Annotated in this window: 22 protein-coding genes; 7 read left to right on the top strand and 15 right to left on the bottom strand. The window is 62.4% G+C overall.

The annotated features are described in order from the left end of the window. The coding region (locus QZ269_RS07300) for a hypothetical protein (RefSeq protein ID WP_291425842.1) at positions 1–201 on the bottom strand (201 nt) is incomplete at its 3' end. 182 nt (positions 202–383) lie between these two features. On the opposite strand from QZ269_RS07300, the gene pepF reads away from it, so the two are divergent. Further along, positions 384–2,234, top strand: a complete 1,851-nt coding sequence (gene pepF / locus QZ269_RS07305; protein ID WP_291425844.1) for an oligoendopeptidase F — start codon at positions 384–386, stop codon at positions 2,232–2,234. A 40-nt stretch (positions 2,235–2,274) separates the two neighbouring features. On the opposite strand, the gene lhpI is transcribed toward pepF, so the two are convergent. Next, positions 2,275–3,171 (bottom strand): bifunctional Delta(1)-pyrroline-2-carboxylate/Delta(1)-piperideine-2-carboxylate reductase, encoded by an 897-nt coding sequence (gene lhpI / locus QZ269_RS07310; RefSeq protein WP_291425846.1) that lies wholly within the window; start codon positions 3,169–3,171, stop codon positions 2,275–2,277. A gap of 16 nt (positions 3,172–3,187) precedes the next feature. Between lhpI and QZ269_RS07315 the strand changes: the two genes are divergently transcribed. Next, positions 3,188–3,604 (top strand): shikimate kinase, encoded by a 417-nt coding sequence (locus QZ269_RS07315; protein WP_291425848.1) that lies wholly within the window; start codon positions 3,188–3,190, stop codon positions 3,602–3,604. A 148-nt stretch (positions 3,605–3,752) separates the two neighbouring features. Here QZ269_RS07315 and QZ269_RS07320 read toward each other — a convergent pair whose 3' ends face one another. The 5 genes from QZ269_RS07320 to aceA all read right to left on the bottom strand — a co-directional run bounded on the left by QZ269_RS07320 (position 3,753) and on the right by aceA (position 9,453). Then, positions 3,753–4,418 (bottom strand): hypothetical protein, encoded by a 666-nt coding sequence (locus QZ269_RS07320; protein ID WP_291425850.1) that lies wholly within the window; start codon positions 4,416–4,418, stop codon positions 3,753–3,755. Positions 4,419–4,623: 205 nt separating this feature from the next. Then, on the bottom strand, positions 4,624–6,411 hold the full coding sequence (locus QZ269_RS07325; RefSeq protein WP_291425852.1) for an ABC transporter transmembrane domain-containing protein: 1,788 nt from the start codon (positions 6,409–6,411) through the stop codon (positions 4,624–4,626). 9 nt (positions 6,412–6,420) lie between these two features. After that, on the bottom strand, positions 6,421–7,104 hold the full coding sequence (locus QZ269_RS07330; RefSeq protein WP_291425854.1) for a hypothetical protein: 684 nt from the start codon (positions 7,102–7,104) through the stop codon (positions 6,421–6,423). A 56-nt stretch (positions 7,105–7,160) separates the two neighbouring features. Then, entirely contained in the window at positions 7,161–8,054 is an 894-nt protein-coding gene (locus QZ269_RS07335; protein WP_291425856.1) for a hypothetical protein, read from the bottom strand. Between the two features lie 109 nt (positions 8,055–8,163). Then, on the bottom strand, positions 8,164–9,453 hold the full coding sequence (gene aceA / locus QZ269_RS07340; RefSeq protein ID WP_291425858.1) for an isocitrate lyase: 1,290 nt from the start codon (positions 9,451–9,453) through the stop codon (positions 8,164–8,166). 211 nt (positions 9,454–9,664) lie between these two features. Here aceA and QZ269_RS07345 point away from each other — a divergent pair, with 211 nt between their 5' ends. Then, positions 9,665–10,198, top strand: a complete 534-nt coding sequence (locus QZ269_RS07345) for a hypothetical protein (protein WP_291425860.1) — start codon at positions 9,665–9,667, stop codon at positions 10,196–10,198. A 291-nt stretch (positions 10,199–10,489) separates the two neighbouring features. On the opposite strand, the gene QZ269_RS07350 is transcribed toward QZ269_RS07345, so the two are convergent. The 4 genes from QZ269_RS07350 to QZ269_RS07365 form a co-directional block, all read right to left on the bottom strand. Continuing rightward, a complete protein-coding gene (locus QZ269_RS07350) occupies positions 10,490–11,110 on the bottom strand; it encodes an HAD family phosphatase (protein WP_291425862.1) in 621 nt (206 codons plus the stop codon). A 206-nt stretch (positions 11,111–11,316) separates the two neighbouring features. After that, on the bottom strand, positions 11,317–12,258 hold the full coding sequence (locus tag QZ269_RS07355) for a phospho-N-acetylmuramoyl-pentapeptide-transferase (protein WP_291425864.1): 942 nt from the start codon (positions 12,256–12,258) through the stop codon (positions 11,317–11,319). 106 nt (positions 12,259–12,364) lie between these two features. Further along, a complete protein-coding gene (gene ffh, locus QZ269_RS07360) occupies positions 12,365–13,714 on the bottom strand; it encodes a signal recognition particle protein (RefSeq protein WP_291425866.1) in 1,350 nt (449 codons plus the stop codon). A 248-nt stretch (positions 13,715–13,962) separates the two neighbouring features. After that, positions 13,963–14,370, bottom strand: a complete 408-nt coding sequence (locus QZ269_RS07365) for a hypothetical protein (RefSeq protein ID WP_291425868.1) — start codon at positions 14,368–14,370, stop codon at positions 13,963–13,965. A 147-nt stretch (positions 14,371–14,517) separates the two neighbouring features. Here QZ269_RS07365 and QZ269_RS07370 point away from each other — a divergent pair, with 147 nt between their 5' ends. The 3 genes from QZ269_RS07370 to QZ269_RS07380 all read left to right on the top strand — a co-directional run bounded on the left by QZ269_RS07370 (position 14,518) and on the right by QZ269_RS07380 (position 16,290). Continuing rightward, on the top strand, positions 14,518–14,745 hold the full coding sequence (locus tag QZ269_RS07370) for a hypothetical protein (RefSeq protein WP_291425870.1): 228 nt from the start codon (positions 14,518–14,520) through the stop codon (positions 14,743–14,745). Next, positions 14,702–15,115 carry a globin gene (locus tag QZ269_RS07375; RefSeq protein WP_291425872.1) on the top strand — a complete coding sequence of 138 codons (414 nt, stop codon included), beginning with the start codon at positions 14,702–14,704 and terminating at the stop codon, positions 15,113–15,115. Before QZ269_RS07370 ends, QZ269_RS07375 begins: the two co-directional genes overlap by 44 nt. Before the next feature lie 80 nt (positions 15,116–15,195). Further along, positions 15,196–16,290, top strand: a complete 1,095-nt coding sequence (locus tag QZ269_RS07380; protein WP_291425874.1) for a bifunctional 3-deoxy-7-phosphoheptulonate synthase/chorismate mutase — start codon at positions 15,196–15,198, stop codon at positions 16,288–16,290. 198 nt (positions 16,291–16,488) lie between these two features. Here QZ269_RS07380 and QZ269_RS07385 read toward each other — a convergent pair whose 3' ends face one another. Genes QZ269_RS07385 through QZ269_RS07395 form a run of 3 tightly spaced genes read right to left on the bottom strand, consistent with a single transcriptional unit; the run spans position 16,489 to position 18,773 of the window. Then, on the bottom strand, positions 16,489–17,034 hold the full coding sequence (locus QZ269_RS07385) for a 2'-5' RNA ligase family protein (RefSeq protein ID WP_291425876.1): 546 nt from the start codon (positions 17,032–17,034) through the stop codon (positions 16,489–16,491). Between the two features lie 42 nt (positions 17,035–17,076). Next, positions 17,077–17,724, bottom strand: a complete 648-nt coding sequence (locus tag QZ269_RS07390; RefSeq protein WP_291425878.1) for a metalloregulator ArsR/SmtB family transcription factor — start codon at positions 17,722–17,724, stop codon at positions 17,077–17,079. Continuing rightward, positions 17,721–18,773 (bottom strand): Mrp/NBP35 family ATP-binding protein, encoded by a 1,053-nt coding sequence (locus tag QZ269_RS07395; RefSeq protein ID WP_291425880.1) that lies wholly within the window; start codon positions 18,771–18,773, stop codon positions 17,721–17,723. Before QZ269_RS07395 ends, QZ269_RS07390 begins: the two co-directional genes overlap by 4 nt. A 522-nt stretch (positions 18,774–19,295) precedes the next feature. Here QZ269_RS07395 and QZ269_RS07400 point away from each other — a divergent pair. Then, positions 19,296–19,967 (top strand): DUF4258 domain-containing protein, encoded by a 672-nt coding sequence (locus QZ269_RS07400; RefSeq protein WP_291425882.1) that lies wholly within the window; start codon positions 19,296–19,298, stop codon positions 19,965–19,967. Between the two features lie 107 nt (positions 19,968–20,074). Here QZ269_RS07400 and QZ269_RS07405 read toward each other — a convergent pair whose 3' ends face one another. After that, positions 20,075–20,617, bottom strand: coding sequence for a PolC-type DNA polymerase III (locus tag QZ269_RS07405; protein WP_291425884.1), 543 nt, complete (start codon positions 20,615–20,617; stop codon positions 20,075–20,077). Between the last annotated feature and the right edge of the window lie 468 nt (positions 20,618–21,085).

Consider the following 21,085-nt stretch of genomic DNA (forward strand, 5'->3'; position numbering starts at 1 on the left):
GCTCCAGCGATTGTGCGCCTGATGAAGAGGGCAGCATGGATACTCCGACGATATGGGCCTCAGACAGCCTCTGAAAGCCCTGGCCCGGTCGCTGTACCTTTTCTTCTGCTCCGCGCTCATCTGGTCGGGCAACAGGTTCAGCCCCTGTCCCAGAACAGTCGGGGCCAGCAGCATGGCGGCGGTGACTAAAACCCTGGTCATAGAGCAGACCTTAAAAGCTGGGGCGGCTATTTTCGAGCCGGGGCCGTTTGCTTTGGGTTAATTCTCGGGCCTGCTTACCTCTGCTGGGCGCGCCAGCTATGGCCTGCCCGCGCACCGCTCTGCTCCTCTTTGCTGGACGGCTTTCCGCTCGCCGCTTGGGGGTCATCTGCTAGCCTCGCACTATGACAACCCAACAGGTGACGTTACCTAAGCGCTCGGAAGTACCCAGTGAACAGACCTGGGATATCGCGGCGCTCTATGCCACTCCGCAGGACTGGGAAGCCGAAGCTGAGGCGCTGATGGGGGCCATTCACGCCCTGGGTGCCCACGCGGGACAGCTGGGCGACAGCCCTGGGGCGCTGCTGGCTTTCCTGACCGAAAACGACGCGCTTTCGCTGCGGCTCTCGCGTTTCATGTCGTATGCCAGCATGAACGCCAGCGTGGACGGTACCGACAGCGTGGCGGCGGCGCGGCGTGACCGGGCAAGCGGCATCATCTCGCAGTACAGCGCGGCGGCGGCCTTTGCTCAGCCGGAACTGCTGGCGCTGGACGAAGCTCAACTGCGCGGCTGGCTGGAGCGCCCCGAGTTCAAAGACCACAAAATCCGCGCCGAACGCATCCTTCGCAGTAAACCCCACGTGCGTTCTGCCGAGATCGAGGAACTGCTGGGCGCGGTGCAGGCACCTTTTGCTAGCGAGCGCGGCATTCACCCGGCGCTGGCGAACATGGATATGCAGTTCGGGACGGCGGGCGGCCAGAAGGTCACCCAGGGCAATGTGGACGCCCTGAGCAGCCGCCCCGACCGCGAAGTGCGCCGCCAGGCCTGGGAAAACTACGCCGACGCGCACCTGGCGGTCAAGCACTCGCAGGCGGCCATGTACGCCACCAACGTGCGGCAGAACGTCTTTCTGGCCCGCGCCCGCCACTACCCCGACGCGATTACCGCCAGCCTTGCGCCCGACCACATTCCCACCGCCGTGGTCACCACGTTGCTGGGCACCTACCGCGCCAACATGCCGGTCTGGCACCGCTACTGGAAGGTGCGGCGCGAGTGGCTGGGCCTGGATGAACTGCGCGAGTACGACGTGAAGGCGTCGCTGGTCCCGCAGCGAGAGGTGAGCTACGCGCAGGCGGTCGACTGGATTTGCGAGGGCATGGCCCCGCTGGGCGAGGAGTACGTCAAGGACATGCGGTTTGGCCTCACGGAAGACCGCTGGGTGGACTACGCCGAGAATGACGGCAAACGCCAGGGCGCGTACAGCAATGGCGGCGGGCGGGTCAAGCCCTTTATCTTCATGACCTGGAACGGCAACGTAGGCAGTTACTCGACGCTGGCGCACGAGATCGGCCACAGTATGCACTCGCTGCTGTCCACGCGCGAACACCCCAACTCGGTGCCGCGCTACACGCTGTTTCATGCTGAGGTCGCCAGCAACTTCAATCAGGCCATGAGCCGCCAGAACCTGCTGGCAAAGGCGCGGGCGGCGGGCGATACCGAGTTTGAGGTCGCCATTATCGAAGAAGCGTTGAGCAACTTTCACCGCTATTTTTTCATCATGCCCACGCTGGCCGCGTTCGAGCTGGAAGCCTACCGCCGCATCGAGGCGGGCGGGACGCTCAGCGCCCCCGACCTGATCGACCTGACTGCTGACCTGCTCCAGCAGGGCTACGGCGACGGCGTGACGATGGACCGCGAGCGCAGCGGCATCCTGTGGGCGCAGTTCTCAACCCACCTGTACGCCAACTTCTACGCCTACCAGTACGCCACCGGAATCAGCGCGGCGCACCAGTTGCTCGAAAAATTCGGCGCCGACCCGGAAGGCGCCCGCGAAAGCTACCTCAAGTTCCTCCAATCGGGCGGCAGCCTCGACCCCATCGACGCGCTCAGGGAAGCGGGCGTGGACATGCTCTCGCCGGAGCCGGTGCAGGCGACTTTCCGCACGCTGGAAGGCTACGTGGCGCGGCTGGAAGAACTCCTGAAGGCCCGGAAAAACTCCAGAAGGCCCGTAAAAACTGAGTTAGATTCCGATTGAACCGGGCAATGTTGGATTCAATCCGACTTGTAAACCTGCATTAGCTGGTCATCAGTGTACGGTTTTGTGCCAGCGCCACCCGGCAGGCCGCGAGGTCCCAGGCCGCGCAGCCCACACTTTTGAACAGAATCGGCTGATCCTGGGGCGGCGCTGTCCGGAGGGCCTGCGCCAGCGAATGCACCGTGTTCCAGTCGATTCCGGCCTGGATAAAGTCCCCGGCTTCATGGGGGGCACCGGCGGGGTCATCTACATAAAGGCGGCTGCCCTGCACGGTGGCGGGCGCGATCTCGGCGGCGTCGGGTGTAAAGGCTCCGACCGTCACGATCAGGCGGCCAGCGCGGGCGGGCAGGTCGTACACCGGGGTCTTGCTGCTGGTCGTGGTGATGATCACGTCGGCGCTTTCCGGGAGCTGGTCGGTAGCCCGCGCCTGCCCGCCGACGCGCTGGCAGAACGCCTGTGCCCTGGGCAGCGCACTTCCCTTGACCCACAACTGGGCCTCCGGAAAGACGGCGGCGACGGCTTCAACGTGTCCGGCGGCCTGCGCCCCGGTGCCGATCAGCACCATTTCACGCGGCTGGCCGTGCAGGGCGCCAATCCCCAGCATCGAGATGGCGGCGGTGCGCCGGGCGGTGGCTGTGGGGGCATCCAGCGCCAGCAGTTTCTGGCCGTTGTGCGGGTCATAGGCCGTGACCTCGCCCTGAATGGTCGGCAGGCCCAACGCCGGATTGCCGCCACAGATGGTCAACAGTTTGTGGATGGTCACGTCGGGGGCAGTGGCAGGCATCGAGAGCAGTAGGCCGCCCGGCATGGCGACCACCAGCCGCTCCGGGCAGACGATGGTGCCGCTGGCATAGTCCAACACGGCCTGCTCCAGTGCTGCGACCAGGACGGGGTAGGGCAGAAGTTGGGCCGTCTGGTTGGCATCGAGTTGTAGCATTCCTTAGACTAACAGGATGCCTCAGCCCAGCACAGCGAAAATGGTCGTGATGGGCGTTGCGGGCAGTGGAAAAACCACGCTCGGGCGTGGGCTGGCTGCTCCTTTACAGGCCGACTTTCTGGACGCCGACGACTTTCACACCCCGCAGGCGCGGGCGCGGGTGGTGCTGGCCTGCTCTGCCCTCAGACGGGCCTACCGCGACGTGCTGCGGGTTGGGCCGGTTCACTTCATCTTTCTGGACCTGCCGGAAGAGGTGCTCTGGACGCGCCTGCTTGAGCGTCAAGGGCATTACGCGGGGACGGGTCTGCTGGCGTCTCAACTGGCGACGCTGGAGCGTCCTACTGGGGCCGAAACGGACGTGATCACGCTGGTGGTCGGTGCATCCAGTACGCCCGCGACGCTGCTGGAACGTGCACTCAAGGCGCTCGGCTGAAGTCTGGACGGTGAGGGACAAGCGGGCTTGCTTGCTCAAACCTGGGAGGCTATTGAGAGCAGCTTTGCCCCCTCGCCTCGCTACCGTCCAGGGCTGGGGACAAAATCTGGGTGGGCAAGAGCCTCCTCAAATGAGCCAGTTGCTTCCATCAGCCCGGGGTGATCAGTACTGCCCGGCGTTCCCAGGCAGCCAGATTCAGATCGTGTGCCGCCTGCCATACGGCCAGCCAGCCACCTTCCGGTAACTTCTGTGCCCGCCCGAGCCGCAGCACATACTGCTGATGCAGTTTGAGCAGTTCTGCGGGGCTGGCCCCGGGGTGCTGGTGAACATCCATTTCCTCACTCGGGGACGGTACAGGCTGGGTCTGGGCATCGGTCGTCAGAACACAGGCCAGACCGCTGGCACGGTCACGCAGCCACGTCAGCAGCCGCAGCCGGGGCTGCACGGTGCGGGCCGTACCCTGCCCCTCGTTCCAGTGAACGGCGAGGGCCACGTCTCCCAGCGTGTAGGCGCGGACTAACAGGTCATCGCTCGGCAAACGGTAGACGTTGCCCCGCTCTGCGCCCAAGTTTAGTAGTTCGGCGTCCAGCACGCTCAGGGCGCGGCTCTGTTCGGGGGTGGCTCCCCAGAGTTGCCCCGGCTGGTCTGGTGCCGGTTCATCCGGCAGTACTTCGGGAATCGCCGGGCCGGGCAGCGCGTGACCTTCCAGGCGGGCGCGGCTGATTTCCGGCAGCCGCCGCTGAAGCTCCTGCGCTCCGAACAGCGACAGCAGTTCGCCCTCGGTCAGGGTCGCCAGATTGAGTTGAAGACTCACCTTCGCAGCATAGCGGTGAAACGACTGACAGAACTCTCTCCAGGAGGCCAGACCAAAGCTGGCCCGCCATGACCATCGGTCTGACAGGACAGTGCTGGCCGCACCTTTTCCCATACTCGCTCTGCGGCGCAGCTCTACGAGTCCGCTCGGTTTGTCTTTACGCAAACTTGGTTGTCCTTAGTTCCCGCGAACTACCCAATTCCTGCTACTGCCTAAATTGCAATTCGTAGAGGTCGCGGTACAGCCCGCCCTGCGCCAGCAGTTGTTCGTGCGTGCCGTCAGCTACGACCTGCCCGGCGTCCATCACCAGGATGCGCTCAGCGTTGCGGATGGTGCTCAGGCGGTGGGCAATCACGAAGGTGGTGCGGCCCACCATCAGGCGTTCCAGTGCGGCCTGCACCAGCGCCTCAGATTCATTGTCCAGGGCGCTGGTGGCCTCGTCCAGAATCAGGATCCGGGGGTCTTTGAGAATCGCCCGCGCAATGGCGACGCGCTGCCGCTGCCCGCCCGAAAGTTTGACGCCGCGCTCACCGACCAGCGTATCGTAACCGTGTTCAAAAGCCGAAATAAAAGTGTGGGCGTTGGCGGCCTCGGCTGCCGCTTGTATCTCGGCGGGGGTAGCGTCAGGGCGGCCATACAGGATGTTCTCGGCAATCGTCCCACTGAACAGCAGGGTTTCTTGCGGCACCAGACCCACCTGTCGGCGCAGGCTAGTCAGCGAGTAGGCCCGCACGTCCTGACCGTCTACCCGAACCGCGCCCCCCGACACATCCCAAAAGCGCGGCAGCAGGTTAACAAGCGTGGTTTTGCCCGCCCCGCTCGGCCCCACCAGCGCCACCACCTGACCAGCGGGCACATTCATATTCACGCCGCGCAGCATGGGCTGGCCGCCGTACTGAAAGCTCACGTTTTCAAAGGTCACGCGTCCCTCGGCGCGGGCCAGGGGCTGGGGCGCGGCGGCTTCGGGCAGGTCGCTCTGTTCGTCCAGCAGTTCAAAAATGCGGCTGGACGCCCCCAGCGCCTCCTGAAACTGGTTGAACACCCCGGTTAGGCCCGCGACTGTAATGCCGACCTGCATCGCATAAAACAGGAACGTGACCAGATTGCCCGGCGTTATGTCCCCGGCCATCACTTGTCGCCCGCCATACCACAGCACCAGCGCCAGCGCCCCGAAGGTCAGGAAGCTCATGGCCCCCGACATCGCCGCCTGCAACACCGCCCGCCGCAGCGCCGCCAGAAAACTGGCCTGCACGCCCACGCCATAGCGCCTGCGCTCGGCGTTTTCGGCGGTAAAACTCTGGACGACCCGCACACCGCTAATGGCTTCCTCGGCGTCTCCATTGGCCTGCGCCACGGCGTCTTGGACCTCGCGGCTGACCTTGCGAATGCGCCCCCCAATGGCAAAAGCTGTACCGATTACGAAGGGAATCACCGCCAGCGTCAGCAGGCTCAGGCGGGCGCTGGTGGCAATCAGCAGGCCCACTGACCCGACCAGCGTCACGCCCTGCGAAAACAGTTGCGCCAGTGCGGTGCTGGTCACGGTTTGCACGGTGCTCACGTCGCTGGTCAGGCGGCTGGTGAGGTCGCCGGTCTTATGGTCGCCAAAAAATCGGGGCGACAGGGTGAGCAAGTGTGAGAACACCGCCCGCCGCAGGTCGGCCACCACGCTGGCCCCCACCCGCGAAAGCAGATACGCCTGCGCCGCCCCGAAGCACGCCGAGAGCGCAAAAATCCCCAGCAGCATCAGCACGGTGCGGTCAAGCTGGCTAGTGTCGGTACTGCCGATCTTCAGAAAGGAAGCGTCTATCAGGGTGCCGAACAGCCGGGGAAAGACCAGCCCCAGGCCGCTGGACAGCAGGGTCGCCAGCACGCCCAGCACGAACAGGGCGCGGTAAGGCCGGGTATAGACCAACAGGCGGGCGAGTTGCCGGGGGTCGCGCTGAGGCCGGGGCGTGTCTGAATGGGGGGTGGCGAGGCCGGGGCGGGAACGCATGGCGGGAGTCTACGCCGGGACTGCGGTGTGCGGGGCTGCCTGCTGGTTAGCGCGGGACAGGCAGGCAGAGATTCCGGTTCTCCGGGGGCCAGTGGTTGCGGAGACGGTGGACTGAGCACCCAGCCGACGCAGCGACGGCAGAGCGTACCGCACGGTGGTCAAGTTAGTCTGCGTGATGTGCCCGCTGGCGTCCGGCCTGTACCAATCCTCGCGCAGAAAAACACACAGCGTCTGCCCGCTGAGCCTCATGCCGGTGATGTCTGCCGAGGGACTCTGCCCCGGCAGCGTTGGCCCCTTTGGAGTGGTAACGCGCAGGCCACCCGCCAGATTCCACAGCCGCACGGTGTTGTTACCCGCACCAATCAGATACTGGCCGTCGGGTGTCCAGAGCACAGTATTCACGACGCTGTTCCTAAGTTCCTGCGCGGCTTTTCCGGGGCGGGCCAGCCACACCTGACAAAAGGCGTACTTGGGAATGTCCCAGCAGAAGTGCAGGGCGGCGGCGTCCCGACTCGGCGAAAAGAAGGTTTTGTGACTTGCCGACACGTCTAGGTCGGGCCTCGGCCTGGGCAGGGTGACCTTGCCCCCCGCGCCAAAATCCACGGTGATGGTGGGCGGCAGGGGCGTGGTGGCTGGGTCAGGCGGGTAGATGTAAGTGCCCGTCATGGCGGCGGCTAGCAGCAGGGCGAACATGGTTCAGGGTAGTTCGGGCGGGACTGGAAAGGCGTCATCCAAAAGTCGTGCGGCTCTCAGAACCTCAGCCTGAAGCCCAGGCCACTCCCCGCCGTCCCGCTCAACTCGCGCCCGTTCAGGGTCAGTTTTCCAGACCAGAAGCGCATCTGCGAGGGCTTGTAGTCGCCCAGTGTCCAGTTCGCTTTTGCCAGCGCCTGCGCCCCGGTCACGTCGTACAGCCGCGCCTGACCGCCCGCGTAGAGCACCGCCAGATTTTTGCCGTCGGGGCTGAACACCGCCGCCGTCGCCCCGCGCCAGAATCTGCCCGGATAGCCGGGGCCAAAAGACTGCCAGGGCCGGTCAAAGGTCTGGAGCAGGTCGCCCGTGGCCGTGGCGAACAGTTGCGCTGCGCCTCCGCCGCCCGTCAGCACAAAGCTCTTGCCGTCGGGGCTGAATACCACGCCCGCGTCGGCTGTCCACCACTTCCCCTTTCGCACGTCGCTGAGCAGCTTCACGCGCTCGCCCGTCGCCGTGTCCCAGAGGCTCAGTTCATAGGGGTAGGAATAAAACACCACCCGCCGTGAATCGGGCGAGAAGGCGGCGACGCGGGCGTAATAAGACTTTTTGTCGTGGGCCAGCAGGGTGAATTTGCGTTCGGCGGTGGCGGTGTTCCACAGTTGCGCGTACCCGCCGCCCGTGTGCAGCACGCTGACCCACCGCCCATTGGGGCTGATTTCGCCCAGCATCGCGCCACGCAGCTGCGACGTTTCCACCCCCCGAATCCCCTCGCCTGTTCCCTGAATCTCCAGCTTGCCCGCCTGATACCAGTGATTGCTGCCGGGCTGCGTGGGCGTGAGCGTGACCGTCCAGTCGCCGGATTTGAGGGTCTGCACCTGCTGGGCCGCCGCATTGGGCCGCAGCAGGGCCAGCATGGTCAGCAGAGTAGTCAGAAGGAGCCGCAGCCTGAACATGGGCTGAGATTAGTGCAGCCAGCCCAGCAAGGCGTCATCCAAAAGTCGCCGGGGAGAACCCCTTTCAAGGCCCTCCCCGGCGACTGCTATGACTTAATGGGTTTTAGATTCAGGCGTGAGCAAACTGCTCGGCTTCGGTGCTGCCTGCCAGCGCAGTGGTGCTGCTCAGGCCGCCGCTCGCCGCCTGCGACACGAGGTCGAAGTAGCCGGTGCCGACTTCGCGCTGGTGGCGCACGGCGGTGAAGCCGCGTTCCTGGGCGGTAAATTCGCGCTCCTGCAACTCCACGAAGGCCGTCATCTGGTTGCGGGCGTAGCCGTAGGCCAGGTCGAACATGCTCATGTTCAGGGCGTGGAAGCCCGCCAGGGTGATGAACTGGAACTTGTAGCCCATCTTGCCCAGTTCGACCTGGTACTTGGCGATGGTTTCGTCGTCCAGGTTCTTTTTCCAGTTGAAGCTGGGGCTACAGTTGTAGGCCAGCAGCTTGCCGGGGAACTTCTCGTGCACAGCGTCGGCGAACTTCTTAGCGTCTTCCAGGTTGGGCACGCTGGTTTCGCACCAGATGACGTCGGCGTAAGGGGCGTAGGCCAGGGCGCGGCTGATGGCCTGGTCGATGCCGGGCGTAACGTAGTAGAAGCCTTCGGGGGTGCGCTCACCGGTGCAGAAGGGCTTATCGTTGTCGTCCACGTCGCTGGTCAGCAGGTTGGCGGCGTCGGCGTCGGTGCGGGCAATCAGCACAGTGGGCACGCCAGACACGTCGGCGGCGAGGCGAGCGGCATTCAGGGTGCGAATGAACTGGCTGGTCGGCACGAGCACCTTACCGCCCAGGTGACCACACTTCTTCTCGCTGGCGAGCTGGTCTTCAAAGTGCACGCCTGCCGCGCCCGCTTCGATCATGGCCTTCATCAGTTCGAAGGCGTTGAGGGGGCCACCGAATCCGGCTTCGGCGTCGGCCACGATGGGCGCGAAGTAGTCTACGTCGTGCTTGCCTTCGCTATGCTGAATCTGGTCAGCGCGGCGCAGGGTGTTGTTGATACGCTTGACCACGTCGGGCACGCTGCTGACGGGGTAAAGGCTCTGGTCGGGGTACATCTGGCCAGAGTTGTTGGCGTCACCGGCGACCTGCCAGCCGCTGAGGTAAATCGCCTTGAGTCCAGCCTTAACCTGCTGCATGGCCTGGTTGCCGGTCAGGGCGCCCAGCGCGTTCACAAACGGCTCATCTTTCATCAGCTTCCACAGCTTGTTAGCGCCGTGCTTGGCGAGGGTGTACTCGATGGGCAGGCTGCCGCGCAGCTTTTCGACGTCGGCGGCGGTGTAGTTACGCTTGATGCCGTGCCAGCGCTCGTCGGACTTCCAGGCTTTTTCCAGAATTTCAGCGGGGGTTTTGGGGGTCGGGGTCATGGTGTACTCCTTGTCTGAAGGGTGAATGTGAGGTGTCTCGCCCACCGTGGGGAGATCATTTACGCTGCTCTGCGCGGTTGCCTGGGTAGCTTCCCTCCGTTTCAGTGAGGACAGTCTGCACCCGCCCTACGCTTAAAAATAGTGGTGTACTCCTGACACGTGGAAGTACACCACCTAGAGAAGTACACCACTTGGTAGCTATGATCAGGCCATGCCCCTGAGCAAAAGGAATCTGCGAAACATGCTCGGAGATATGGACGCCCCCGAATTACGCGCACTCATCGAAGACTTGTTTGCTGCCAGCACCGACAACAAACGGCTGTTGACCGCCAAACTGGAGGGCGATACCTCCGAACTGCTGAGCAAATTTCAGAGCGAACTGGAGAAGGCTTTTCGGGTCTCGGGCCGTCTGCCAACCATGAAAGTCGGCGGGGCCAAAAAAGCACTCGGCGCGTATATCAAGGTCGCCGCGCCCACCCAGGCCCTGGACGCCGAATTGCAGTATGTCGAGGCGGGCGTGCGTTGCCTGCACGCTTACGGCGACTGGCCCGAAAATAACTACAACAGCATGGAAGGCGTCTTCGAGCAGGCCCTGAAACGGGCGGCCGGCTTGCCCCGCGATCAGATTCCATTTGAGCGGCTGCGGCAACTGGTCAAAGAGGCCGACAGCTTCGGCTACGGCTTTTCAGATCAGCTGGCTGACCTGTACGGCAGCTTTCTGGAAGTGCTAGACGAAAAAGCCTGACCATCAGCGCCTAGGCAGCAGGAAGCGCGACCATAAGGTCTGTGGCCCAGACTCGCCGCGCCGCTTCCCTTAGCCTTTGCCCCGGCTCAAAGCGCAGCGAAAAGGCCGTTTGGAAGCGCCCTTTTGCCCACCGGTACAAACACGCGGCGGGGCAAAGGCGGGCGCACGGTGATTAGTTTCGTGGCGAACACGCAGGTTTGCTACTCCATAATGGCCACCCAATAAGCCTCTTTGCCGCGCAGCAAGAGACCGGGGGACACGCCAATGATAGCTGGAGCAGTATTCGCTGGCTCAGCGCTGAAGCCAGTCTTTTAGCTTCTGCTCGAACTGTTCATGGGAGTCGTGGTGATACAGAATTCCGTGAAAGCCGAATGCATTGGCGGCGTCGATGTTTTCCTGCACGTCGTCTACAAAGGCTACCTGTGCGGCGGGCAGACCCATCTTCTGCTCCAGCGCGGCAAAGGCTTCAGGGGCGGGCTTCTTGTGGCCGATCTCGTTGGAAAACACCAGCGCGTCAAAGCGCCCAAAACGCGGGTCACGCCGCAAATGGTCGCTGACCACCGGGTAATTGTTGCTCAGCAGGCCCACGCGCACACCCACCGGCAGAGCCGCCAGTGTGGCGTACATGGGCAGGTTGTCGGAAATGCTGCCCAGGTACAGCGGCTCGAATTCGGCATACGGCAGCGTGATTCCGGTTTCCTGCTGCATGGTGTCCCAGAACTGTGGCAGCGTCCAGGCCCCGACTTCCAGCTGGCGAATATGCCGGAAGTAGCTTTCACGGATCTTTTGCACGTCTAGGCCGCTGCGGTCGGCCATATTCTGCGTGCTGCGTCCGTCGAAAGTGCCGATAGTAAAGACGCCGCCCCAATCGAAGGCGATGTGGCGCTGCTGCTCTGTGGTCATAAGAGACATTCTCTCCCATCCAGCCCTGGGGCGTGGGCGCGCTGTTCAGGCGAGTCGGTCACAGGAAAGCACCTGCTTAGAAAAGCTGTCCAGAAGCAGGGTTGGCGCAAAGTCAACTCAGCAACTTACCCTCTACTTTGCCCAATTGACGCGCCAAGTCGTTACGACAAAAGACGGCTGCGGAGAACGCGCCCTGATCTGAGCGATAGAAAATGTTAAGGACGGCCCCCCAGCAGCCACCACGCCAGCGCCGTCATCATGGCCGTAATGACCCAAAAGCGCATGGTGATGTGCGTTTCTGGCCAGGGCGTGTCCAGCTTCTCGAAGTGGTGGTGAATAGGCGTCATACGGAAAATACGCCGCCCAGTGCGCTTGAAATAGGCGACCTGTAACGCCACGCTCAGCACTTCCAGCACCGGGATCAGCGCCACCACAGGCAGCAGCCAGACGTCGGCATACAAAATCCAGGCCCCCGCTGCCACCGCGCCGATGGCGTGACTGCCCATATCGCCCATAAACACGCGGGCGGGGTGGGCATTGAACCACAGGTAACCTAGCAGCACTGCCACCATCAGTGCGGCGGCTGGCGACAGGGCCAGCAGCGGCAGCAGCACGATGATTCCCACACCGCCCAGCAGTCCGTCGAGGCCATCCGTGAAGTTGAAGGCGTTCACGGACCCCAGCATTACGAAGGTCAGCAGCAGAATGTCCCAGACTGGCACACCCGCGAAGCCGCCCAGCCCCGGCACCAGTTCATGCGCGGCCAGCGGCGCGGCGAACCATGCGAAGGCCAGCGACACAATCAGTTGCAAAGGAAATTTTTCGCGGGCCAGCAACTCCTTTTTGGTCTTGCCGCCGTTCATCTGCCAGCGCACCTTAAAGACGTCGTCGAGACCGCCGATCACGCCCATGCCCAGCGCCGTGAACATAATCAGCAGTTCACGCGGGTCGGTCATTCGGTGCGTCAGGTAAAGCCAGAAAAAGACCAGTGCCAGTGCCAGGGTAAATGGCACGCCGCCCGCCGTGGGCGTTCCGACCTTCTTGAGGTGCGACTCTGGCCCCTCAGCACGGATCGGCTGGCCCCAGCCCCGCGACCGGCTGATACGAATGAACAGCCCGACCAGAAACCAGGACAGCAGCGCGGCGACGAACATCATCTTCGGGCCACCTGCCCACTAAAGACACACTTGCAAAGAGGCGAGATCATGACTTCAGGCAGCCTACCATGCCCACGCAACCTGGCCGGAGGCGAGCGTACCGCACTTACTTTTTCAGGCTGGGGGGCAGGTTCTGCATCTTGGGGGGTTTCATGCCGCGCATGCCCTTGGCCCCGCTGCCCGACATCTTCTGAAGCATCTTCATCATTTCCTTCATCTGCTCATGCATCTTCAGAAGCTTGTTGATGTCCTGCACGCTCGAACCGCTGCCGTCCGCAATGCGCTTGCGGCGTTTGCCGTCGATGATCTTGGGGTTGCGCCGCTCCTTGGCGGTCATGCTGGAAATCATGGCGTCGATGCGCTGAAGCTGCTTTTCATCGATGCTAAAGCCTTCGGGCAGGGCGCGGCTCATGCCGGGAATCATCTTCATGAGGTCGCCCAGCGGCCCTAGCTTGCGAATCTGGCGCAACTGGTTCATCAGGTCTTCCAGGTCGAAGTCGCCCGCCTTCTGGGCTTCTACGGCCTTAAGATCAGCCTGCTGCGCCCGCTCGATCAGGCCCATCACGTCGCCCATGCCCAGGATGCGCCCGGCCACCCGGTCGGGGTAGAACGGCTCCAGGCCGCTGATTTTTTCGCTGACCCCGGCAAAGTAAATCGGTTTGCCCGTGACCGCACGCGCCGAGAGGGCCGCGCCCCCACGTGCGTCGCCGTCCATCTTGGTCATGATGAGGCCCGAGACATTGACCCGCTCATCGAAAGCCTGCGCCACGTTCAGCGCTTCCTGACCGGTCATGGCGTCCACGACCAGCAGCGTTTCAGTGGGGCCGAGTTCCTGTTGCAGCGCGGCGAGCTGACTCATCAGGGCGGCGTCAATCTGAAGGCGGCCCGCCGTGTCCACGATAACGAGGTCGCGGAAATCGTTTTTGAGGTGCTCGTCAATCCGGCGCTTGGTTTCCTGGGGGGTTTCGTTGTCGGCTACCTTGAGCACCGGCACGCCGACTTGCTTACTCAGCACTTCGAGCTGGTCACGCGCCGCCGGGCGTTGGGTGTCGGCGGCGACCAGCAGCACGCGCCGCCCCTTGCCCTTGTAGTACGAGGCCAGTTTGCCCGTGCTGGTGGTTTTCCCGGCTCCCTGAAGGCCGACCATGAACCAGACATTGCCCTGGGTCCTCAGCTCGGGTAGAGAAGTCTTGCCGCCCAGCGTCTCGACCAGTTCGTCGTGTACCAGCTTGACGATGGTCTGGCCCGCGTTGAGACTGCCCAGCACCTCCTGCCCCACGGCCTTTTCGGAAACGGTAGCAACAAAATCCTTGGCGACCCCAAAATTCACGTCGGCTTCCAACAGGGCCATACGGATTTCGCGCATGGTGGCTTTGACCTGTGCCTCGCTCAGCTTGCTCTCACGGCCCACCCGATCCAGGATGTCCTGCAACTTGTTTCCCAACGACTCGAACATGTGGGCAGGCTATCAGATCACTTCTGACAGAATTGAAATTTAGCCTGGATATCGCTGGATCAGGCGTTCTGCTCAATCATTTCAATCCGGCGTTGCCGCTGAAACCAGGGGCAGAAGTAGCTCCCAGATACACTTCCGTGGACTTCGTGGAAAGCGTCTGAAGGTCTTCAAAGTTGGTTTTGCCGGTCAGTCACCGGAACTGAGCGCCGCGCTTCCTGTGTCGACCGGAGAATCTGTGACTCAGTGACTCAACCGCGTGCGTAGCCGGTGGCTTCCCAGTGGCAGCCCGTGCGGGTCAGGTTGACCACCCCGCTGTAGGTGCCGCCCACAGGCTGTTTCGTGGCGACGTTGGTGGCCCGCAGGGTAATGCTGCCGCGCACGGTGGCGCTGTCGCCATTGATGCTGGCCGGGCCGACGTTCAGGTCGTAGCTTACGGCGCTGTAACTCGATTTGTACATGGCCGCCGCCGCTGCCAGCGTGCTCTTGGCCGAGCTACGAACCGCTACCTGTGCGTTGGCCTGATCCTGCTCGGGCGTCAGGTTGCACCCGGCCAACACTTCTTCGGGGGTGCGGGCAGTGTCGCTGCCAGCCGCGAGCGCCACCGGGGCCAGGGCTGTTGCAGCAAGGGTCAGGAGGGCCAAAGAGAGTCGCTTCATATCTATTTTTAGCACCGGCTCGTGAAAACTCGATGCGGAATTTGCCCACTCCACGCCCGGAGTCCGTACTATCTGGCGACCCGCTCCGGCAACCCCTCTCCCTCTCCCGATTCTCTAGAATGAGCCGTATGAACCTCTGGCGCACCTTTGCGTTTTTATGTCATCGAAGGGGCGCTACCGACCTTTATCGCCGGGCTAAAGCCCAAGGTCGGCGGCCAGACGGTGTGCTGCGTCAGCGACCTGAGCAGCACCTATTCCCGCGCTCTGACCGACCGGCAGGTGGCAGCGTGCAAGAGCGTCAAGGCCAAGTGGGCAGGCCAGCACGCCGACCATGACGGCCCCTATTTCGCTTTCCGAGGGCGGGAGTCTATATGACCGCGTCGGCCCCGAAGCGCTGGCTCGGCTGATCGAGCGCTTCTATACGCTGGTGGCGCAGCATCCCGACCTCGCCCCCATTTTTCCCGCCGACTTGACGCTCACTGCCGAAAAGCAACTGGCCTTTCTGACCGGCTTCTTTGGCGGGCCGCCACTGTATCAGCAGCGCTTCGGCCACCCGAGGTTGCGGGCGCGGCACCTGCCTTTCGAGATCACGCCGCGCCGTGCCCGTGCCTGGCTGGCCTGTATGAACGCCGCTCTGCGAGGCACGCCCGAAATTCCTGAGGCCGAAGCCCGCGAGATTTACGCTGCACTGGCGCGGGTGGCTGTTCACATGGTCAATGCCGAGGAGCCGGGAAGCGCCGAATAATGTTTCGCTTCTGGACAACTCTTTGCATTTGACTAGTCGCGCCGACGGTGTGGGCGACCCAATTTTTTTACACTGGGGGTATGACCCACTCACCACGCGGCATCGATGAACTCCGTAGCGAGATCGATCAGATCAACAAAGACCTGCTTAAGCTGCTGTCCAGGCGCGGCGAAGTTGTCGCCCAGATCGGGCATGCCAAGACCGCCGAGGGCCGCCCGAACCACTACGACCCCGCCCGTGAGGAAAGGCAACTCAAGGAACTTGAAGGCCTTAACCCCGGCCCCTTTACGGGCGCAGCGGTCAAGGCGATCTTCAAGGAAATCTTCAAGGCCAGCCTGGACCTCGAAGAGAACAATGACAAAAAGCAGCTGCTGATGTCGCGCAAGGTCAAGGCCGAGGACACCGTGCTGGACATCGACGGTGTGAAGATCGGCGGCGGCAACCCCCCCATCATCATCGCCGGGCCGTGCAGCATCGAGTCCGAAGAGCAGATGGACGAAACCGCCCAATTTCTGGCAGGTAAGGGCGTCAGGATTCTGCGCGGCGGCGCTTACAAACCCCGCACCAGCCCCTACGGCTTTCAGGGCATGGGGGTGGACGGCTTGATTATCGGGGCACGCGCCGCCAAGGAAAACGGCCAGCTGTTCGTGACCGAAGTGATGGACACAAGAGATGTGGAAGTGGTGGCCGAGTACGCCGACATTCTGCAAATTGGCGCCCGCAACATGCACAACTTTGCTCTGCTGCGCGAAGTGGGCCGTGCCCGCCGCCCGGTGCTGCTTAAGCGCGGCCTCTCGGCCACCATCGAAGAGTGGCTCTACGCCGCCGAATACGTGCTGAGCGAAGGTAACAATGAAGTGATCTTGTGCGAGCGCGGCATCCGCACCTACGAGAAATGGACCCGCAACACCCTGGACCTCTCGGCCGTGGCCCTGGCCAAGCAGATGACCCACCTGCCGGTGATCGTGGACGTGACCCACGCCGCCGGACGCCGCGACCTGCTGATTCCGCTGGCAAAGGCCGCCCTAGCCGTCGGCGCAGACGGTATTCACGTCGAGGTTCACCCCAGCCCCGCCACTGCTCTGAGCGACAACGAGCAGCAGCTCGACTTCGCGGGCTACGAGAAGTTCCTCGAAGGCTTGGGCAATATGCTCAAGGTGCCCGTCACCGCCTGAAGCCGCTGCTTTATCGGTATACGAACCCTGCTCAATTCTGGCCTAACTAGAAAAGCAATAGAGGCGCCTTTGCCGGGCAGCTCTACGGGTGCAGACCGCGAAACCCGGATTTTCCTTCTTGCATCCGCTCCGATTGAATCCAGCAGTTTCGGATTCAATCGGAATTTGTATGAGACACTGGCCGTCGGTGCAGTTGCTTCAAGGATTAAGCGGAAACGTATGCAGTTCCTGGACTTCGCCGCGTTCTTCTTTGGTCAAACTGAGCGCATTAACAGTAAATTCATGCGCTGGCGGAACCAGTCTCCCTACTTTCTCCCACAGTTCGTCGCTTGCCCAGGGCAATACACCGAGGGCCAGGGTAAGGTGCGGGCGGTAGAGAGGGCCGTCGAAAGGGGCCTGACTTGATGGGCCGACACTTAGTACCCGCTCGTGCAGGCGGCGCAGCGTCTCATCAAGTTCGCATTCCAGAAAGATGATGCTGGGCAACCGTTTCCAACCCTTGATCTGCACCGGGAAAGCGTCCTGACCGCGCAAAACGTCCCGCATCACAGAAACCAGCTCCTCACTTTCCAGCGACGTCTGAAAAGGTGCACGCAGGTTCAGGTGCGTCAGGCCAAAGCCGCGCACGTTAAGGCGTTCCTGCTGCCGGGTCATCCAGGTGTCGAGCGCCTCCGAGGGCCACGCCACTATGCTGTAAAGCGGCCTGGACTCGTCACCGATAGACGGCATAAAAACATTCTTCATAGGGCCTCTGAGAAGGGGAGAGAACTCGCGTGACTCGGCCAGTTAGAGCGCAGCGATACGGTAGCGGCACATGCGCTGCCCACAGGCAATCTTCTGGTCACGCTCGATAGGTCGCCCCAGCACCTCAGCATACATATTCAGCTCCGAAATACACAGCGCCTTGAATTGCCGGGCCACCGCCAGATTAGGGCAGTTGCGCTGGATCAGATAGTAAGCGGTGCCGTCGAACTCGACCACGGCGTCGAAACCGGCCTCAGTCAGTACGGCGGCCAGGCGCTCCAGCCGCTCGGCCAGTGGAAGCTCTGGCGCAGCGATGGCCCGCAGGAGCTGCCCAAATTCGGCGCTGCGGGAATTGAAGACCTTCAAAACGGCCTCTTGACCGAACAAGTGCTCGACGTGCCGCAGAATATCGGCACATAGCGTGGAATAGGTCTTGGGGAAAGTCGCTTCGCCCTGCTCGGTCAACGTAAAGACGTGCTGAGGTCGCCCACGACCGCTGGGCCGCTCGATGGTCATGCCGATCAGACCCTGCTCCTGAAGGTCCGAGAGGTGACGCCGCGCCGCCGGGACACTGACTTCCAGCTTTTGCGCCAGCTCCTGCGCCGTCAGACCACCGTGCCGGTTGACCAGTTCCAGAAGACGCTTTTTGGTCCGTTCTGTGATGCCTGGCAGCGCGGAAGCGGTGGTCATACGACGGTCAGTTGGTTTGGCAGAGAGGCCAGGGAACGCACACTGATCTGCCCGGCCAAGTTGCGGGCCACCTGCACCAGCGCCTGTGAAGCCGGAGTGTTCGGATGCGCCAGCACGCCCGGCTGCCCGGCGTCGGCGTCACGGCGCACCTCGGTGTCCAGGGGGATTTCGCCCAGCAACTCGAACTGGTCGCCCAGTTTGCGGCTGCCGCCACGCCCAAAAATGTCGTAAGTGAGACCTGTGTCGGGCGCGACGAAGTAACTCATGTTTTCGACCACGCCCAGCACCGGCACGCTGGCCTTGCGGAACATGTCGATGGCCCGCGCCGCGTCGATCAGGGCCACGTCCTGCGGAGTGGTCACAATGACCGCGCCCGTGACCTGAATGGTCTGGGTCAGCGAAAGCTGCACGTCGCCCGTGCCTGGCGGCAGGTCCACGATCAGGTAATCGAGTTCACCCCAGACCACGTCCTTGATAAACTGCTGAATAGCGCTGTGCAGCATCGGGCCGCGCCAGACCAGGGCCTGCCCGGCGGGTGAGAGATTACCCATGCTCACGAATTTCAGCCCGTGCGCCTCAATCGGCAGCATCTTGCGCTCGGCGTTGGCCGTGACCTTAGCGCCCGACTGCCCCATCATGTGCGCGACGCTGGGGCCGTACACGTCGGCGTCGAGCAGCCCGACTCGCGCCCCATCACGCGCGAGACTGGCGGCCAGATTGACGGCCACGCTGCTTTTGCCGACGCCACCCTTGCCGCTGCCTACCAGCACCACATGTTTGACTCCCGGCAGCGCGGGCTGGGCCGCCGACCGCACCATCGCCCCAAAGGTCACGATCACGTCCTGCACCTCGGGAACCTGCATGACAGCCGAGCGCACATCGCCCTCGATCTTGTCCTTCAGCGGGCAGGCCGGGGTCGTCAGGTTGACCTTGATCCGCGCCACGCCCTGTTCCAGACTGGCCGACTCGATCATGCCGAGCGATACGAGGTCGCGGTGCAGTTCAGGATCGTTCACGGTACTCAGGGCAGACAACAGGGCTTCATGCATATCGCTTTAATATTGACCGTAAAGGGCACAGGCTAACAAGCTTGGAAGTTACAGACTTGTAAGAAGCGGCGTGCCACGGCAAGAGGGAACCAGGATTTTGTCAGGGTACTTAGCTTAGGGGAAACAGGGAGTGCGTCTCATCAGACTCTTTCAGTGTGCAACTTGGCCCACAGGTATGCCGGTAAAACTCTGTAAGGACCTGCCGCTTGCAGCCTCACTCCGAGCGGACTTGCAAAGCCGCGAAACGGCGGAAAGTTGACCGACACAGTAAAAACGACTTGCCTTGCCATCCGTCCCATTCTGGTGGGATGCACCCCCAGAAACAGCCTCTTGCGTTGCCTGCCCGGAGTGCGTGATCGGGAGTGCGTGATATAGTCGCTCTATGCCCTGAACAGGGTACGTTGCCTGCCACCCCACGAACACCGCTAAGCGTGTTTGAGGGGCGTTTTCTTTTTGGAAAAGGCAGCGTGTCCCGACTGCCCCCAGAAGAACTGGCCGGGCAGCGTTTGGGAGGTGATGGTCGTGACGAAACACACCAGTCGGACGGGGGCTGCCCCCACACCAGCAGGCCCGGCAAAGGCCAGTACACTGCAAAAACAGGCTCAGGCCGGAACCGAGCTGCTGGCCCTGCGTGCCCAGCTTTCGCGGGCCGAGAAAGCCGCCCGCCGTGCGCCCCTTCCAGTGGCCAAAAACCCCGTCAATTCGCCCCCAGGCAAGCCAGTTCCGCTCAAGCCGCAGCGGGTGGCCGATCTCAAAGGCGTCTCGACGGACGATTTCAGCCTAAGCCGCGCCCACCATCAACTGCGGTCTGCGGTCTACGATGCCCGCTTTCACGTCTGTTCCCACGCCACTCAGCACGCCCGCGCCGAAGGGTTTCTGGAGCACGATATTCTAGAGGTGCTGCTCTCGGGGCGGGTGCGGGCCGTGTATCCCGAAGACCACCGCTGGCTGGTGTGTGGCTACTTCGAGGCGCAACAGGTCAAACTGCCGCTGCATGTGGTCGTGCAGCACTACCGCGACGGCCATGTGGACATCGTGACCGCGTTCGTCCCCAAACAGCCGCACCACATCATCAGCCGCGCAAGGCTGGCGGTTATGCTGCGTTACGACGACGAGCGCGTTCGCAGCCGCACCACTCAGGCGGGTAATAAAGTGGGTCACCGGGGCAAGGGCCGCTGGAAAAAAAGCGCGTAATACGGACTGCCTTCCAGTTCCCCAAAATCCGCACTTTTCCTACTTCTTCCAGGCGGATTTTATGCCCCACATCGGGAGATTCAGCCCGGGTGGGTATGAGCAGGGGTTCAGGCCGGTTGACCCAGCCGCTGTAGCAGTTGAAGATACGCCTGCGCCGTAACCTGCACGTCGCCGTAACTGCGGTGGCGGCCCCCCGGCGCAAATTCCAGCCCCAGGCGCTCGGCCAGCATAGTCAGGTTATGCGAGCGCTCACGGGGAAACGCCCGGCGCGAGAGCTGCACCGTACACAGTTCGGCCGCCGGGCTCCAGTTAAGGCCCAGGCGTCGGGCATTGGCCCGCATGAAACCGCCATCGAAGCCGATGTTGTGGGCTACGACCGCGTCACCCGCTACAAATTCCAGAAACTCCGGCAGCACCTCGTCGATGGTGGGGGCCGAGCGCACCATCGCGTCCGAGATGCCGTGAACGCGCTCGGCATACCAGGGAATCCGCATGGTCTCGCCCAGGGCAGTGGTCGGGCGCACCAGCGTTTCGTACTTCAGGGTCTCGTCTATGCGGTTGCCCACAATTCGGACGGCCCCAATTTCGACGATGCCGTCTTTTTCCGGCGACAGGCCCGTGGTTTCAAGGTCAAAGACAACGACATTCACTTGCGCTCAGGGTAAAACATTTTGAACCTCGGGTGCTAGCGGCTGGCAAACAGGGGGGGGTGTCCCAGACGGCCTCAGTACCTGACAGCTTGGGTTTCTGGTCGTCCAGAACGTCAAGGGCGAGTGGTTTCACTCTCCGAATACGCTGGTCCTAAGCCATGCACTTTAGTGCAAGTCTTTCAGAGAGCCAATCTAATGAGGTAGAGGCAGGGCAACCGCAAAGTCCCAAAATTGCAGAATGAACACCACAATTTCTGTTATTGACAGAAAAAGCGACTCTGAATCGAAGATCATCGAGTAATGAAAATAGACTTTTTCGATTCCATATCAGAAGCAATTTGATCCAGGTTCAAAATTGAACCGACTTTGCGGAAGCCCTGGAGGTAGAGGGGGCTTGGTAGCCTAGAGTGGTGAAGAGTCAGCGGCCTGGGAGCCATACCGTCAGTCGGCTGACCGTGCATATAGTGT

The sequence above is a fragment of the Deinococcus sp. genome (genome assembly GCF_018260405.1).
GTDB lineage: Bacteria > Deinococcota > Deinococci > Deinococcales > Deinococcaceae > Deinococcus.